2 protein-coding genes are annotated in these 18874 nt (G+C 37.8%); both read left to right on the top strand.

The genetic code is table 11. The features are described 5' to 3' along the window. The first annotated feature begins 69 nt into the window (after nt 1–69). Nucleotides 70–8277 (top strand): DUF8693 domain-containing protein, encoded by an 8208-nt coding sequence (locus OM074_RS10080; RefSeq protein ID WP_301199347.1) that lies wholly within the window; start codon nt 70–72, stop codon nt 8275–8277. Between the two features lie 255 nt (nt 8278–8532). Beyond that, entirely contained in the window at nt 8533–18483 is a 9951-nt protein-coding gene (locus OM074_RS10075; protein WP_301199346.1) for a T9SS type A sorting domain-containing protein, read from the top strand. Nucleotides 18484–18874: the final 391 nt, after the last annotated feature.

Here is an 18874-nt window from a genome sequence, read left to right as displayed (position 1 = left end):
TGTGGACAGAAACCTCATAGATGTAACAATTATTATTGGGCGTTATTACTTTACGAAAAATTATTAGTTATGAGAAATATATACTTCTTCTTGTTGTTTGTGTTCCTTTTGGTAATGGGAACAACTGTACAGGCGCAAACAACCTGGTATCTTAAAAATAACGGGGATTGGAATGTGGCAACAAACTGGACGCAGGATCCTGCGGCAGCCGTAATAATACCTACAGGAGGTGGGGTTCCTGCAGCCTGGGACAATATAGTTATTCCCAGTGCAAGAAAAGTTACGGTTCCGGATGCTTTAAATCTGGAGTGCAGCAACGTCACAATTTATGGAGAAATTGATTTGGCAACTTCTACCGGGCATACTTTTAATACGTTAATGGGGAATGGAGTACTGTCTCTGGCCTCAGGGAATTTTCCGGCAATTGGTGATGATTCTGATTTTGTTACAGAAGGAGAGGGCGAAGGAACTGTCAAACTGTATGGGAATACTTATTCCTTAACTACAGATAAAACATTTTACAATCTGGAAGTAAATCTTACCGCAGGACAAACTGTGACTTTGGGGGCTGATTATACAATAAATGGAAACCTGACCATTAAATCAGGGAAACTGGATGTTGGTAATTCAACCACTTCAAGGAGTGTTGATGTGTTGGGAAATGTTAGTGTTGAAGGAACAAATGCATATTTTGAAGTTGGAGACTACAATGCGTTTCATAATCTTACTTGTTATGGCGATTTTTTTAATAGTGGTACTGTAAAATTTACCAATCAATCCCAGCCAGATTATGGAAGCCCTACTTCTACCGGAGCTTTATTGTTGACCATGGCCGGATCGTCTGACAACTCGTTAACGTGTAATAATACTACTGATTTATACCGTTTAATTATTAATAAAGGTACGGATCAGACCTATACCGTAAGTCTTTCTGCATTAAGCGAAGAGTATTTTCGACTATACTGTGAAACCAATGTTAGTGGAGCTGCCAATAAATCGTTATACCTGCAAAATGGTACGCTTAAGCTAAGCGGTAATATGTTTATCCCTTCGCTAACAGAGGGTGGATCTGACTTTGAAATACCTACTACGGCTCAGTTGTGGTTAAATAGTTCGGGAGTTACCGTATATTCTACAGCAAGGAGTAATGCTGAAACAACAGTTGGTGGTATTACCGGTACCGGGGTGAATACAAATAATTCAGGTTCCCAGTCGTTTACGGTTAAAGGGAAGTTGAGGATTACAGAAGGTACACTGGATACAAAATCGCATGGATTAGTGGCATGGAACGATGGTAATGCTATTGTACAGATTGAAGGAGGGGTAATCACCACTCCCGGATTAAGAAGTGCCGGAACATCTACAGGAAGGTATTCTTATCTTCAATCAGGAGGTAGTGTTACTATGTATGGTGAAATAAATAGTGATGGCATTGAAAATACATCTGCAACTTTTAGTATTAAAGGTAGCGATAATGTATTTAGTATGACCGGGGGTACTCTGGAAATCCAGGACGGTAATGATGTTGGTGGTCCCGATAGAGCAATAGAAATTGAATCCGCTGAAGGTAATTATAATGTTACAGGTGGTACTATTCGTTTGAATAGAGTGAGTGGTGGTGGTGCAGACTTTTATGTGGCAAGTACGGCGCCATTGGGTAATTTGGAAGTACTTGCTGATGTGTCCGGTACTAACGTGGTATTTGAGTCAGAAATTTCTATTCTGGGGGATGTAACAATTAATGCAAATGCTACCATAAACACGGCGAATTATAATTTAAGCATAGGTGGCGATTTTACAAACAGTGGAACATATACACCAGGAACAAATGCTACAATTTTTAATGGATCTCAAAATAGTAGTATTGTAAATACAACTGTTTCGTCCGTTGTTAACTTTAATAAGTTGGTGATTGATAAGGATGAGAATACTTATGGCTTAAGTATAACTGCAGATAGTTTTACCGGAGATCATCCGGTCAATGTATCAGATAGTTTAACCATATATAAAGGACAATTTGATCTTAGTGGTTTTGAAGTTGATGTTCAGGGTGATTTGACAGTTTTAGATGGTGATATTTTGGATACAGAGGTTTCTCCAGGTTTGATTGTTTTAAATGATGGGTCGGGCTCTCAGGTTATAAGAGGTTCTGCTATTTATAATCCTTCAATGGGGTACATAGAGCAGGATAACTCTAATGGTATTTCAATTGCTACAGATGTTGAAATGGAGGATTTTACATTAACAAATGGAGTTTTAAGTATTGGAGATTATAGACTCACTGTTAATTCTGGTTCAATTTCCGGTAGTGGATTTAGTTCATCAAAAATGATTCAGGCTTCAGGAGGCCATGGAGCAAGGGGATTAAGATTAAAATTGGAAGCGGATTATACAACAAATGATGAGATTCTCTATCCGGTTGGTACACCGGGGGAGTATACAAATTGCATAGTTACAATAACAGGAGATATTGTTCCTGTTAATGGATATCTTACAGTAGCTCCTGTTGCACAAGAACACCCAACTCACGAAACAGGAAAGAATATCGATGTAATGGCAATTTATTGGAAAACTATCGCAGAAAGTCTTTCTGGTATTATAGGTGATGTTCAGTATGACTTTTATTACGATAATAGTTTTACAAGTTATGGTAAAGAATATTATTATTTGGGAACAACATGGGCTATGGATGCAAATGCAAATTCTCCGCTTACTTTTGAAGAGGGACTAATAGGCGGTTTTGCCACAGGTGATTTTACAGCAGGAGAGAATAATGGCTTTAAAAATGTAACAACAGTATATACAGTTGGTTCAGGAGATTGGACTGCAGATGCAGCTACGGTTTGGAGCGGAGGAAGTGTGCCGGAATCATATGAATTTGTTGAAATTAGGGATGGTCATACTGTAACGATGGACGGTAATAGTATTACTGTAGGTTCATTAGATATTCAGGATGGAGGTAAATTAGATGTAGGTACAACAACAGGCCATTCATTTAATATTGTTAAGGGAGATGGAACATTCAGTATTGCTTCTGAAAATATACCTACGGCAGACTATTACGAGTTTATGAATTCAGATCTTGCTACATTTGAGTATTATGGGGCAACTGATATTGATATTCCTTCAACATTTAGTGTGTATCCTAATTTACTTATAACAGGAACCAGTTCCAGTCAGAAGCTTCTTCCTGATGGTATAGATGTTTTGGTTAGAAAAGACCTTACAGTAGATGGAGATGGCTCTCTTAGAACAAATGATGCTGATGATTTGATAATTCAAGAAGATTTGATCGTTTCTAACGGTGGATTATTTGAAATAAATAATGGTAATTCTCACCAAATTACAGTGTATGGATCAATTGACTTGAGTGGAGCAGGTACAAATGAGGTTAAGGTTCGGGATGGAAGTGGAAATGCAAATGTCTCAATATTAAATTTGTATAATGATATATTGTTGTCGGCCAGTTCGGTTGTGGATTTATATAGTGACATTAATAAGCCGGTTGAATTGCATTTTGTAGGAGATGAAAACTCAACAGTAGATAATTCAGCTGGTGCAGATTTAGACTTTAGTGAAGTTGTAATTAATAAATCATCACTTAGTGATGTTGTATATATTAATGGGGCTATTGAACTATTAGCGGATGCTGATGAGGCAGATAAACCATTAAACCTTATTTCAGGAGAGTGTCACCTTGAAAATTCAGGCTCAGTTACAATATCTTCAGGAGGGTATGATTTTGATATTCCATCAGGTACAATCTTAAGGGTTGATGATGGTACTACATTAAATGTAACTGGTAATAATAAAGGGATTTGGCTTGATGGTAGTCTGATTATTGAAGGATCTGGTGTTTTGAATAATAATGGAGGAACAAATAATTATATTGAATATTCATCATCAGGTGATGCAAGTATTTCATTAGCTGGTACTGCTCAACTTAGGGTTGGTTCTCAGATCAGGAGGTCTTTGTATTCTGATGTAGGAACAATAGATTTTAGTCAAAATAGTGAAAATACAACAGTAGTAGTAGGAGATACTGATGCAGGAGATGCAACACGAGGTGTGTTTGAAATAGTTGGTGGAAGTTCATCTTTTTCTCAGGCTGAAAATGCTGAAATAGTTATTGAAAGAGGACATGGAAGCAGTAATGTTGCTTTGGAGCTGAGTCCGGGAACTTCTGTTATTAATTCAGGAGCAGGTTTTGTTATTGGAAATGATGATACTCCAGCCAGTCATACTATATCTGTTTGTACGGAAGTAGAATTGGAAAACCTAACGGTAGAAGGAGTTAATAATCCAACGGTTCAATTGCTTATATTACCTGCTACTTTAAATGGAACATTAGATATTCAATCAGGTTCTTTTAATGCTAACAGTCTTGATCTAACAATAAATGGAAACTTATCTGTTAAGGATGGGGATTTATTATGTGATGCTAATACTACTACTTTTTCAGGTATTGTTGCTCAAACAGTCGATATTGAAGCATCCGGAACAGGCTCTTATACTTTTGATGATGTTGTACTGAACTCAGGTAATACATTAACTTCCGGTGTTGACTTAACTGTAAATGGTGATCTTACCATATCTTCGGGTACTTTGAATTCGGATGGTAATGTGGTTAATGTGAAAGGAGATTTGGTTAATAATGGAATAACATTAAGTGGTTCAGGAGATGGAATTGTATTAAATAACACTACAGGTTCTCAAAATATATCTGGTTCGGGTAGTTACGGGAGGTTAACAATTAATAACGGGGATGGAGTGGTGATGCCATCACAATCCTCAGCTATTACCATTACGGAAATGCTTAAACTGGAGGACGGTATTTTTGATATTGGCCGTAACCTTATGGTATTGACAAATACAGCCGTGTTTGATGCCGGAGCGACCTATTCAGGTAACTTTACTGATGACAATATGATTCAGACTAATTTGTCGTTTACGGATGCAGGTATTAAAAAAGTATTTTCAGATACACAAAGTGGTGCTTTTGTTTATCCGGTAGGTTCGTTTGGTTTGTATACTCCGGTTACTATTGATTTTGCAGCAAATGGAAATTCAACAGGTTCCATTAGGGTTAAAGCGGCAAATGAGCCACATATCACTATTTCAGGAAGTGACATGGATCATGTATTGCAATATAACTGGACATTAGATGCAGATGGAATTACAGGATTCCAGGGAGATATAACTATGCAGGCAGACGCTTCAGATGAGCCTGCTTCCAGTGATCCGGCGCAATTTATAGGTGTACGATTCGAATTGGGCGGTACTGAAGTGAATTTATATCAGGAAGCTGATGATTATAATGAAACCTTGCATACGGTGAATATAGATTTTAATGAACCGGGTGTTTATTTAACGGATGATGAAATTGACGGTGATTATACGGCGGGAGAGTCCTCGGTGAACTATGATGTAAAGGCGTTTATTTCAGTGGGAGCCGGAGGAAACTGGACCAATAGTGCCACCTGGGATTATTATGATCCGGATACGGGAGCAACATCAGATAACGGAACAGATACTCCACGGGGAGCAATTGTTTACATAGCTGATGGAACTACTGTTGTTATGGATGCAGATGAGCGTGTTGCTTATGCTTCGTTTATACAAGGTACAGGTAGGTTGGAAGTTGGTACAACACTAAATCACAGGTTAGGTTCCGTATCGGGTACAGGTACACTATCTGTTATGTCAGGAAGCCTGCCTGCCGGAATATATACCGACTTCTGTTCTGCATCCGGAGGTACACTTGAATATGCAGGTTCTTTTACATCCTCTGTTTTAAGTGAGACTTCGGTTGTAAATAATATTTCATTTTTAGGTTCGGGTACAAAAACTTTACCTAATTATGAGACAGAGGGGGTAACTGTTTTAGGTAATTTAATTATAAATGGACCAACGGTTCAGGCCTATACGGGTCAGGATTTAAATATAGAAGGAGATCTTACATTTACCTCCGGAACTTTTGATGCAAACGATGGGAAAGTAATCTTTAATGGATCGGCATTGCAAAATATAGCTGCAGGAAAGGCATTTACTGCTGTTAATTTAAGTGATTTTTACGATTTTGAAATTGACAATTCTGCCGGAGTATCAGTAACTAATGATATTGAAATATCAAACAGGTTAACGCTTACAGAAGGAGTGTTGTATACAGATGCCGGAGGAAGCCTGGCGCTAACAAAAACAAATCCAACAGCCGAGGATATTACAGCAGCTACAGGTAAGGCTTCTTCTTATATTGATGGACCAATGATAAAGAAAATTGCTGATGGGGATAGTTTCGTCTTTCCGGTAGGTGATCAATCAAGGTATTCGCCAATAGAAATCAATACCGATGGAATAGACACCGATGGTGGTGGTTCTGATCCTGAAATATGGGAGGTTGAGTATTATAACGACTCTTATTCCGATGTATCAACCTTGCATGATGTGGCTTATGTTAGTCATGGTGAATACTGGCGGGCTGAAGGCCCGGATACTGAAGAGGCCATTGTTACTCTATGGTGGGATGATTTAAGTGGGGTGAATCCAGATGATACCAATTCAAGGATGGTTCAATACACCTCAGCAAATGGATGGAGTTCTGTGGCGGCAAGCTTTGATGATGTTAGTTCATCAGTTGCTTCAAGTGCGGATGTAGTGTTCAATGAGTATAATCCTAATGGTAATTACTTCACTTTTGGGTCATTAGCTATTGTGGGTTTTGAATGGGATGGAGATATTAGCTCAGACTGGTTTACTGCCGGGAACTGGGAAGGTGGAGTTGTACCTTCAGCAGGTTCGGATGTTACTATTGATGCCGGAGATACTTATGAGGCTGAAATTAGTGGAGCTGCCAGTGTAAATAGTCTTACCATTACAACCGGGGCTTTAACTTTAAAACCTGGCTCGCAATTAACGGTGAGTGGAGCCTTGGCTACCAATAATGCGTTAACCGTTCAAAATTCAGTTACTAATCCTACATCTATTATTACCAATGGATCGGTTAGTGGTAATGCAACCTATACATGGACCGGGTTTGCGAATTTGTCATGGTACCATATTGCGCATCCGGTAAACGGGGTAACTACTTCAGAATATGATACCTCTTTTGGAGCAAGTAATTTTGCGCTGAACAGGTATAATGCCGGAGCATGGGAAAGAGTTGCAGGATTGAATAATATTGGGGCATATACTTTTAATGACCCGCTGGAGGGCTATTCGTTAAATATCAGATATGCTTCTCAAACACTTACTTATTCCGGAGAATTGAACTTTTTATCAAGTTATTTGGACAATACTTATACTGATGGTTGGTACCAGGTAGCAAACCCATATCCTTCATATATTGATGTGGAAGAAGTAGGTTTTGATATGGGTGATTTTTTGCAGACCATATATATTGATGGCTACGATAAAGTGACGCATACTTATAATATCGAAACTAATGTGGGAGTTAATGGTGGATCAAGATATATTGCACCGGGTCAGTGTATGTGGCTGAGAACCTATACGGCTACAGCAGATGCTATTTCAATAGCAAACTCTACTAGGGTTCATTCTACAGGAAGCTTGAAGAGTGCTATGATTGAAGATAACAATATTTTCAGGATGGAGGTCTCTGATGGCTCTACAACTGATGAGTCGGTGGTGTTGTATAGTGCAGAGTTTGGTTCGGAATTGATTACCAGATATGATTCGGAGAAGAAAATGAATGGTGGTGATGTGGTTAATATATATAGCATTAAAGAGGCTGGAAATATGGCTATCAATGCACTTCCTGAATTATTGGCAGCTGATATTGTGCCAATTGGCTATAAGGTTTCAGATGCCGGGGCGTTAACCTTTAAAGCAACAAATATTGTTGGGTTTATGCCGGAGGTGGATGTTTATCTGGTTGATAAGTTGGAAGGTATTGAGGTTGATCTAAGAGAAGATCCTGTTTATCCGTTTACCTCATCAATAACAGAGTCTTCAGATAGGTTTGAATTAAGGTTTGAGGCTGCAGTTATAACAGATATCGAAAAGGGTAGATCGGATGTGTCGCAACGAAATGTTGTAATTTATTCAGCAAAGCAAGAAGCTACAGTAAAAGTAACCCAGGAAGTACTGCAGAAAGAGAATAGGATTATTGAGGTGTATAATGTAGCAGGCCAGTTGGTTGAGCAACTTGAACTAAATGATGTTGAAACAGTATTTGATCTTCCGCAGGCTAATACTATGTATATTATTAATGTTAAAGTAAATAATTCATCCTACCAGCAAAAGGTACTGGCTAAGTAATGTCTTTTATACCAGTTAATAGCCTTGTAGCGTAATTGGGTTAAATAATAAAGTAATAGTATATTTCAACCTGGTAGGTTTCATTAACTTGTCAGGTTTTTTTTGTCATTTAATTTAGGTAGTTAATCAGCATTAGGAATGTGTTCGTTAAACAATGGCGGTGTTTGTGTCGTTGTTTTCTGAAAATATCTATTTTTGTAGGAATTTTGAAATTATAATGTTTGTAAGTCAAATATTTTATAAAGATTGATTTGTATGAATAGAAGTTTTCAGTTTCTGGTTTTACTGTTCTTTATTAGTGCTTTGGGTTTAGTTGCCCAGACTGGTCCGGGAGGCATATGTACCAGTGATGATTTGGTGGTTTGGCTTAAGGCTGATGCCGGAGTTACAATGGATGGATCAAATATAGTGAGTGAATGGGTGGACCAATCTGCTAATGGTTTTGTTGCCTCGCAGTCGAATGCAGGTTATAGACCAACTTACCTTGCAGATGGAGGGAATGGTTATCCGGTTATTCGGTTTGATAAGGATTTTTTATTTATTCCTGATAATTCTGGTTTAGATGGTTTTGCTAATGGAATATCGGTTTTTGTTGTTCTGAAATCAAGCGGTGCTAGTGAGTTTCAAGGAGTAGTTTCTAAAAGTACTAGCTGGAATGCGAATTGTTCTTATAATATGTACATACGTAGTGATGGAGATTTAAGGATGATAGTAAATAATGGCGGAGCAGATGCTCAGTCCCTTGGAAGCGGAACAATTGGTTCAGATACTTATATTTTATCAGGTATTTATGATCCTATAGTTAAGCAGAGTTTGGAAATTTTTTATAATTCAACCTCTAGTGATATAGATGGAGGAGAAACTGCAACTGTAGGTTCTTATAATTCAAATTTAAATATTGGAAATGACACGCCTTCAGGTAATACGAATGCCTTGAAAGGAGATATTGCCGAGGTCATCATTTTCAATAAAGGATTGAAAAGTGCAGAGCGTTTATTGTTAGAGAATTATTTAAGTGAGAAATATGGAATAACAGTTTCCTCTGATATTTTTGGAGTTGATGGAGGTTATGATTCATCATATTTTACAGACTTTACTGGTATAGGACAAGAATCAGATGGAGCTGTATCTATTGCAAATAGTGCTGGTTTTTATATCAGTGATAATGGAAATTCTTTGGACAATAGTGAATACATTACATTTGCTCATAGCAATATTGTCAATTCGGTGGTTACTACTGAAATTTCAGGAAGTGTTGAAGCCAGGTGGGCCAGTGATTGGTGGCTTGAGAAAACTTCAGTAAATGGGATCAATGCAAATATAACTTTTGATTTACCGGAAGGGATAGAAGGTGGGGAATACCCACAAAATATCTCTAATTACGTTTTATTATATCGGGCGTCAACCTCAGGAAACTATTCTGTTGTAACGGCTACCCCAAGCATTGGAGATGCCGATCAGGTGGTGTTTGATGTAACTGATGTTAATTTGCAAAACGGGTATTATACCCTGGGTACTAATAATCAAACCGATAGCCCGGTAGAAGGAGCGCCCGGAATCACATGGTACACATTAAAAACAGGCAATTGGGATTCCTGGGAAACCTGGACCTTAGATCCGTCTGGCGCCTTGCCTAATAATCCTGATAAAACATACCCTCAGGAACTTACAGATAGAGTTGTGATCAAGGACGGAAAAACGGTTACAATGAATTTGAATAATTTGCATTGTGCCAGTATTGAAGTTGAAGGACGTTTAGACTTGGTTCAAACCTCGGGGCATACCTTTGATAAGATATCCGGAGGAGGTAGGGTTTTAATGGCCTCGGATAATTTCCCATCATATCTTGATGCCTCAGGATTTATGGATGTTGGGCAGGATGAAGGAACCGTAGTGTATTATGGAAGTAGCTTTTCTTTACAAAACGATTACACTTTTTATAATATGGAAGTGAATATGACTTCGGGAAATATCCTGACAGTTTTGGGAGATTATACTTTAAATGGTGATTTGAACATTAATACAGGTACTTTTAGAATAAATGATAATGATGAGGAGGATGTAATTACCTTGACTGTAAATGGGGATGTAGCTGTGAAGTCCGGAGCTGGAATCCGAACAGGATCAGGTGATACTTATACATGGTTTGGAGGTAATCATGACCGATATCATCAAATAATAATGAAGGGGGATTTTGTTAATAATGGTACTGCCTTTTTTACCAATAGAACAAGTGCTGACTATAATGATGACGATGATACAGGTGCTTGTGAGGTGATTTTTAATAGTGATATTCGTAATCAAACAGTTCTGTGTAATGGAATAACCCGTTTTAATCAGCTTACTTGTGATAAAGGAACTGATAAAACATATATTTTGGATGTGTCAGCAAATGCCGTGGCTAATTTCAACTTATTTGGCCGCAACAATGAAAATGTTTCAGGCGATAATGGAGAAGGAGGCGACAGGGATGGCAACAAAGCATTACGCCTGTTGGCAGGAACATTAAAATTGGGTAGCAACATTGTTATTGAAGAATTAGCAGAAAATAATACCTGGGATATTGATGCTGATGCCAGATTGTGGCTGTATGCAAATGCTTCGGTTAAAATAGATGGGGCAAATTATTTGGCAATATATGGTACCTTACAGTGTTCTGACAATGCTACTTTTAGCGAAGTAACAGGTCTGGGTGCCATATTGCGTAATAGAGGAGTACTTAAAATTGAAGGGGGAATCCACTCTTTCAATTCAATCAGAACGTCATCCTGGGGGGCGGGTGATGATCATCTGGGGGCATATGTTCAGTCTGGAGGAACCATGAATGTAATAAATGAGTCGGGTCAAAACCAATATGCAGCATTTCACCTTCCATTTAAAACCAATGTGTTTCAGATGAGTGGTGGAACCCTGTTTATTAATGATCAGCAAAACGGAGGTGATGCTGATGATTTTTCCATGATTGTTAACTCTAGTGATGATAACAGTAATGTTACTGGAGGTACCGTGATAATTGATGCTGGACAGAATGTAGGAACCAGCAATTCATATAAACTCAATCTTAGGGCTCCGGTTTGGAACCTGATCCTAAGGAATTCATATAGTACAACATTTTCTATTGAGATAAGTCCTTATGATTATACCGGAACCGGAGGTGATGCAGAAGATATGGAAGCTTTACCTTTAAAGGTGTTGAATGATTTTGTTATAGAAGGTGCTGATTACACTAACTCACTTCCTGAATATTCAAATGCTGCTGATGTTACTTTTAACACGAATAATGCAGATGTGTACATTGGACGTAATTTTAGTATTTATGAAGGAGCTACTTATAATTATGGTACCAATACCACAACGTTTAATGGAACAGAGGATGGAGAGTTATATATTGGCTTTTCTACACCTGATAATGGTTATGAGCAACATTTTAATGATTTTGTATTAAATAAATCCCAGGGTAAAGCATTGAAAGTTGTTGGAGATGAGCAAAAAACAGCTCAATATCAGCTTGATAATGGTTATGCTCCTTATAGGGCAAATTTGGTGTATATTGATGGAGATATAACTATAGAGAGTGGGATATTGGATCAGGGGGCGCATAATGTCAGGTTGTTTGGAGCCAGTAACACGGTAAAGAAAAATGGACAATGTGGAGTTTATGAAGAAGGTTTGACCAATCCATTTGCTTTGGTTATGTTTAAAGATGGCACAATTAATACCGAAAGTGGAGCCGTATTTGGGAACGTAAAACTAAATCCAGGTAATGGGAATTCAGTCGCATTTACTAGTGATGTATATGTTAAACGTATATTCTTTGCAAATGGAATGCTTAACCTTGGATCGTATAACCTGAAAGTAGATTATTTGGATGATTATAATAATGGTATTAATAATGGGAATTATGATTATGATCCTTATGAAATAAGTGATGGTAGTTCATCTGAGTTTATTTATACTGCAGGCAATGTATCTGACGGAGGTTTAACATTGCTTGTAAATGAAAACCGGACTTACGGTTTCCCAATAGGAGTAAGCGGTAAGTACACACCTGCAGAAGTAATTGTTTCTAACATAGATGATGCTGGTTATATAACGATTAACCCTGTTGATGAGGTGTTGAAAACGACTAATGATGTTGGAAATGTTTTAGAGTACTACTGGCGGGTTCGTCCGGATGAGTTTTCTGTGATGCCTGATGTTATTTATAATTTAACATATGATGACTCAGATGTAATGGGTGGTACTAATGCTGAAAAGAATTACTACCCGGGAAGGGTATTAGGTGAAAGCCCATATACACGATTACACATTCATGACAAAGGCAGAGTTGACGATGCAAACAATATTATAACATACGATGATTCAAGTGGAGGTGGCCTGCCATTAGTCAGAGCTAACTATACAGCAGGAGATAATAGTCGATTTACGGGAGATGTAGAAATATTTTACTCCAGGGACAATGCCCGGGAAGCAAGATGGAGATCTAACAACACCTGGACACGTAGTGACCGCTTGAATGACCTGGATGGGAATGGTACAATTGATGAATATGAATATCATGACAGCCGCCAGCCAGGTGTAAATGATTACCCTAAAGAAGGTGATGTGGCTGTAATAGGTTGGGTTCCTTGGGGTAACACAACCGGAAATGGAGGGGAAGGAGAACCGCATGGGATTTGGATCGATGGTACCCAAGAGGCGTGTGCTGAGTTAATCTTTACTCCCATGGAAGATGTTTCAGGAAATCCAACGGCTCGGGTATATAGATCAAATTTTCAATTTAGGCCATGTTTATGTATAAATAATAATAGTGGGGAATTAACCTGTGACCTGGTTAGCGGGGAAGGTATGATTTGGGCAAGAATTGGAGATCCGGATTTTTCTTTAATGGATTTAAAGGAATTTGTTGTGCAAGATTCTTCTTATATTGTTTACGAAAACTTTAGTAATGATAGGATTATTAGCAATTCGCCCGATATTTCGCCCAACTTGATGATTGCTAATAGTGGCTGGGGGAGTAGTAATTTTAATGTTACCCTGGATAAAGATATAGTAACCAACGGGAACTTTGAAATTTTAGGAAACGCAAATGTGATTTTGGATAATGACTTAGATGGAGATTTTACTATAGGTCGTAATTTGGAATTTTTTGAGATAACTAATCCGGAAGAAGGATCTCCAAGTGGGGGAGGTGCGGAATTAGTTTTCCAAAATAATGGAAATGAACGAAGTGTAACTGTTGGTGGAGATATTCTCCTTCGTAACACAAACAACCAAATTTATGTTCAAAATGCCAATGGTTCAGCTTTGGATCATGAGTTGTTTGTTTTTGGAAGTATCAACCAGTCAAAGGCAGGAATCGGATTAAATTTATGTGATGGACCCGGTAATGATAGGATTACGTTGTGCTTTAAAGGAGATTCTGATGAAAGTATTGATATACTTGCAGGAAACAATCCTGATTTATATAGACTAGTAATTGATAAAGGAAATGATAATACCTCAGCCTTATCATTAAATTGTAACTTTTCAATTCAGGGAGCAACTTCCGGGGTAGGAGTTGAAAAGGCCATAGAATTACAAAATGGTAAGTTAATAGTTAACCATAGTGGTATAGATATGGATTTAACTACAGGAGATGATGATTTTTATATCCCATCGACAGCAGCTTTGGAGGTGCAAAAAGGAACTGTAAATGCCCTAGGAAATTCAGGTATCAGTTTGGACGGTTTGCTGAAAGTATCGGGAGGTATTGTTGATATGGCATCGGGTAGTGGAGATGACAATCCAATAGTATATTCTGCTTCGGGCAGTGCAGCTATAGAAGTAAGCAATGGGGGTCAACTTTATGTGGGTTCACAAATCCGGCGTAGTGAAACTAGTCTGGAAGGTGTTCTTTCATTTACCTTGCAGGATGAGTTAAGTAAAGTGGAAATTGGGCAGGATGCTGCAGGGATAGATGATAGAGGGATTTTTGAAATTTTGAATGATGGAAGTTCTTTTACTCATACTGCAGGAACTTTTACTATAGTAAATGATCTTAGGGCCAATGCTTCTACGCCAACTTTCTATTTTAATCCAGAAACAAGTAATCTGACTAGTGGTACATCTATAAATTTTGGTAATGGTAATACATCATTCCAAGGTAAAGTCTTTACAATTTATGCCGGGGCTGAATTGGAAGACCTGAATATAGATAACACTAGTATGGAAGGTGTTAAATTAACATCTAATGTTGTTCCTTTAACTGTTAATGGGAGTCTTAATATTACCGAAGGCGCCGAGTTGGATGCAAATGGACTGGATCTAGTTGTAAATGGTAATTACTTTAATGCAGGAACCTACACAGCCAAATACAATAATACATACTTTTCAGGATCTGCAGACCAGGTTGTAACACAAACTGGTATTGGGAATTTCTATAATTTGTATAAAAATACTTCAAGCAAACTGGTTCTTAATAATAATGTAACAGTCGATCGGGAAACACATTTAACAGCCGGAACATTTAATGATGGGGGTTATTGCTTTTTTGCAAAAGGAGATATGTATATTGATATAGTTACATCATCTGGTACTGATGTTGATGGAGATGGAAAGGGGATTGTTGCTTGTGGAACAGAACAACAGAACCTGTTTGGAAATCCAACAATGGCAGTGTTTAAAATGGATAATCAGGAAGGAGTTCAGATTCCTGTAGGAAATCAGGTTACTATTTCCAATGAGTTAATTATGAATAAAGGTATTCTGGATATTGATCAGAACATGCTGGTTATTCAGAAAGGTGCAGATATAATTGAGGAATCATCCTTTTCAGAAGACAACATGATCCAAACCAATATATCATTTACCGATGCAGGGATTAAAAAGTACTTTAGTGCCATTAGTTCTAATACTACTTTCACTTATCCAATTGGTTCTCAAGGAAAATATACACCTGTTGTTTTTTCTATAGGGACGCTAAATGAAGATGCTTCTATCAGAGTAAAAGCTGCCGATGAACATCAGCCAACAGTTCAGGAAGGACTAGGGGTTATGGGTAGCGGTGAAACAGATAATGTATTACAATACTATTGGATACTTGATGCAGAGGGTGTGAGTAATATTGCAGCATCGGTTGTGATGCAAGCTCAGGCTGATGATGAATCAACAACAGGAGTATACAATACAGGTCAGTATATTACAGCCAGGTTAAGAAGTCGGAACTCGGGGATTTGGGATAAGTATGGAAATGCTGTAAGTAATGATTATAATGAGAGCACCCATGAATTGACATTTACTTTAGCGGGAGGTAATGACCAAATTGATGGAGATTACACGGCAGGAATTGATGATGCAATACCAGATCAGGTAGCACAATATGTTTCTGTTAAGAATGGTAGTTGGGGAGATGAAGATACGTGGTCACCAACAATACCTAATGGCCCTCGTGGAGCAAGGGTATTGATCAGGCATGATGTTGATATGGATGATAATTATAAAGTTTCTTATGAAACAAGAATCGATAATGGAGGTAAGCTTATTGTTGGGGATTCATATGGACATCGCCTGGGGAATGTGTATGGAACCGGAACTTTATATATGGAAAGAGGCGATATGCCGGCTGGAGAATATGATGGTTTTTTTGCTGCAGATAGTGGAAGAATTGAGTTTGGTTACACAGGGGTTTTAGATGGTAGTGAAGATTATGATATTTTGAGCTCAATTCCTTCATGTAATACAGTTGTAGTTAGTGGTGATGGAATACGTCGACTGCCCAATATTGAATTGCAACTGCATGGAGATTTGATAATTGGAGAAGAAACAGAAACAGACACACCAGTATTAATTAATGAGCATAACCAGAAACTGAATATTAAGAAAAATTTAATATTTTATAATGGTACTTATACGTCAAAAAACGGTGCTGATTGTACGATTAATTTTAACGGTTCTGCCCAACAGATGATTGGAGGTCCTAGGGGTTTCACTACAGGTAATTCCAGTACACTTTATAATTTAGAATTAAACAACAGTACTGGTTTATTATTAAGTAATGATATTGAGATTTCAAATAATCTGACATTTGGATCTGGTGTAATATATTCTTCAGAAAGTGCTAATATTACTATAACCAACACTGCAACCAATTGTGTATCCGGAACTTCAGATTTGAATTACGTCTCCGGGCCTTTAATAAAAGCAATAAGTGCGGGTGATAAGTTTGATTTTCCTGTTGGAGATGCCGGGCGATATGGGAATGTGGTTGTTGATAACGTGAGCGTTACGGGTAGTTGGGAAGCTCAGTATTATAATAATAATCCTGGAGATGATGGTTTTAGTCCCGATAATATGGTTGATTCTCCTGAGTCTGAAAAAGTAGCTTATGTCAGTCATAATGAATACTGGCGAATTGAAGCGCCTGCATCAGGTAATACCGCAAACCTTACGTTAAGGTGGGATGAATCTAGTGGAGTAAATCCAAATAACGAATTTAGGGTGGTTCGTTGGACAGATCTGTCTCCTGATGATTTGTGGTCTAAAGTTAATGTTGGCACAGTTGATATAGATCTAAGTACTGTTGATTTAGAATCAGATTTGACTTTTGGATATACAGGCGGAAATAACAATCACTATGTAACTTTTGGTTCTATTACGATACCTGCATACGATTGGAATGGTACTACTTCGGATTGGTTTGATAGGGATAATTGGAATTCAGGTTCTGTTCCTACCGCAGGAACTATCATAACTATAGATAATGTTGGTGAAGCACCAATTATTTCTAAAGGTTCTGTAGCTCAGGTTTATGATCTTACTATTGCATCAGATGCCAGTTTAACGCTTAAGCCTGGAGCTAAATTAACAGTAAATGGAAGTTTGAAAACAAACAATAAGTTATTTGTTCAGAACACAGTTGCGAATCCTTCATCCATTATTACGTATGGGTTAGTAGAGGGTAACGTAACATATAGCTGGACTGATTTTGCAAACTTATCCTGGTATCATATAGCACATCCTGTTTCAGGTGTAACGAATGCTCAATATGAGGCGTCTTTTGGATCAGGTAATTATGCTTTAAACAGATATGTAAGTGGATGGGATCGAGTTGCAGGGTTGAGTAATAAGTATGCAGATAACTACAGTTTCTCTGATCCATTAGAAGGTTATTCGTTAAACATCAGGTATGCCGGACAAACGCTCTCTTATACAGGGGCTTTAAATAAAGGTGATAGTTATACTGATGATTTCTCATCCGGTTGGTATCAGGTTGCCAATCCTTATCCTTCATATATAGATGTAGAAAACAGCGGATTTAATCTAAGTGGATTTTTAAATACTGTTTATATTGATGGGTATAATAAAGTGACGCATACATATAATCGAGAAACAAATGTGGGAGTAAATGGAGGTTCAAGATATATTGCTCCAGGACAGTGTATGTGGTTACGGACTTATTCTGACCAATCGGTTACTATAAATAAATCAGCACGGATACATGCATCGGGAAGTTTAAAAAGTGTATTGGTAGAAAGTAACAATATATTTAGGATGGAGGCTTCTAATGGTATTTCTACAGATGAAACCGTTGTATTGATAAGTGATGAGTTTGGATCAGAACTTATAACAAAATACGATTCTGAGAAAAAGATGAATGGAGGAAATATTATTAATCTTTATAGTATTAAAGACAATAATGATCTAGTAATAAATTCAGTTCCTGAATATGAAGAGAGTGTAATTCCTTTGGGATATCAAGTATCAGAAAAAGGTATGGGCGAATTTACTTTTAAAGCAACAAATATAGCGGCATTTATGCCTGAGCTTGATGTATATCTTGTTGATAAAGTAAATAAAGTAGAGGTTAAATTAAGAGAAGAGCCAATATATACTTTTACACCAGATTCAACTGAAGCTAATGCCAGGTTTGAATTAAGGTTTGAGGCTGCTGTTACTACGGATATGGAAACAGAAGAAACTAAGGTTTCGCAACGAAATGTTGTTATCTACTCAACAAACCAAACAGCCACTGTAAAAGTTACAGAGGATGTATTGGCTAAAAAGAACAGGTTGATAGAAGTGTATGATGTGGCAGGACAGTTGGTGGATCAAATAGAGTTAAATGATAAAGAAACAACCTTTGACTTACCGCAAGCTTACGTGATGTACATTATTAAAGTAAGTGCCGGAGGTTCATCATACCAGCAAAAGGTAGTGACGAAATAAAACAAAAAAAGGCAATAGCTTAAATACAGGCCTGACAGTTTTTTAACTAGTCAGGCCTTTTTGTATTACCATTATGTCCTAAAGCAGGTTTATGCCCCTGAAACCCGCGACAGGACAGGAGAAAGTGGTGCAGACGATAAGAAAGTAATACAGCTTCACTATATTTTTATGCAGGACGAGAAAATTTTTATGCAGGACAGCGGGAAACTCGTGCAAGGTGTTAAGAAACCCGTGCAAGGCGGGGAGAATATCATGCAAGTGTAAAAAACTTTACAATGCCCTTTGCTATTGTTTCAAAATAAGGAACCGATCTTATTTACAAGGTGCTTATAAAGATCGTATCCTATTGGCTATAGGCTACCGGCTATCAGCTATTCGCTATCAGCTCTTT

Source organism: Plebeiibacterium marinum (assembly GCF_026013615.1).
Classification (GTDB): Bacteria; Bacteroidota; Bacteroidia; order Bacteroidales; family Marinilabiliaceae; genus Saccharicrinis; species Saccharicrinis marinus_A.
The sequence above is the reverse complement of the archived record's forward strand: the minus strand, read 5'-3'. Positions and strand labels throughout refer to the sequence as shown.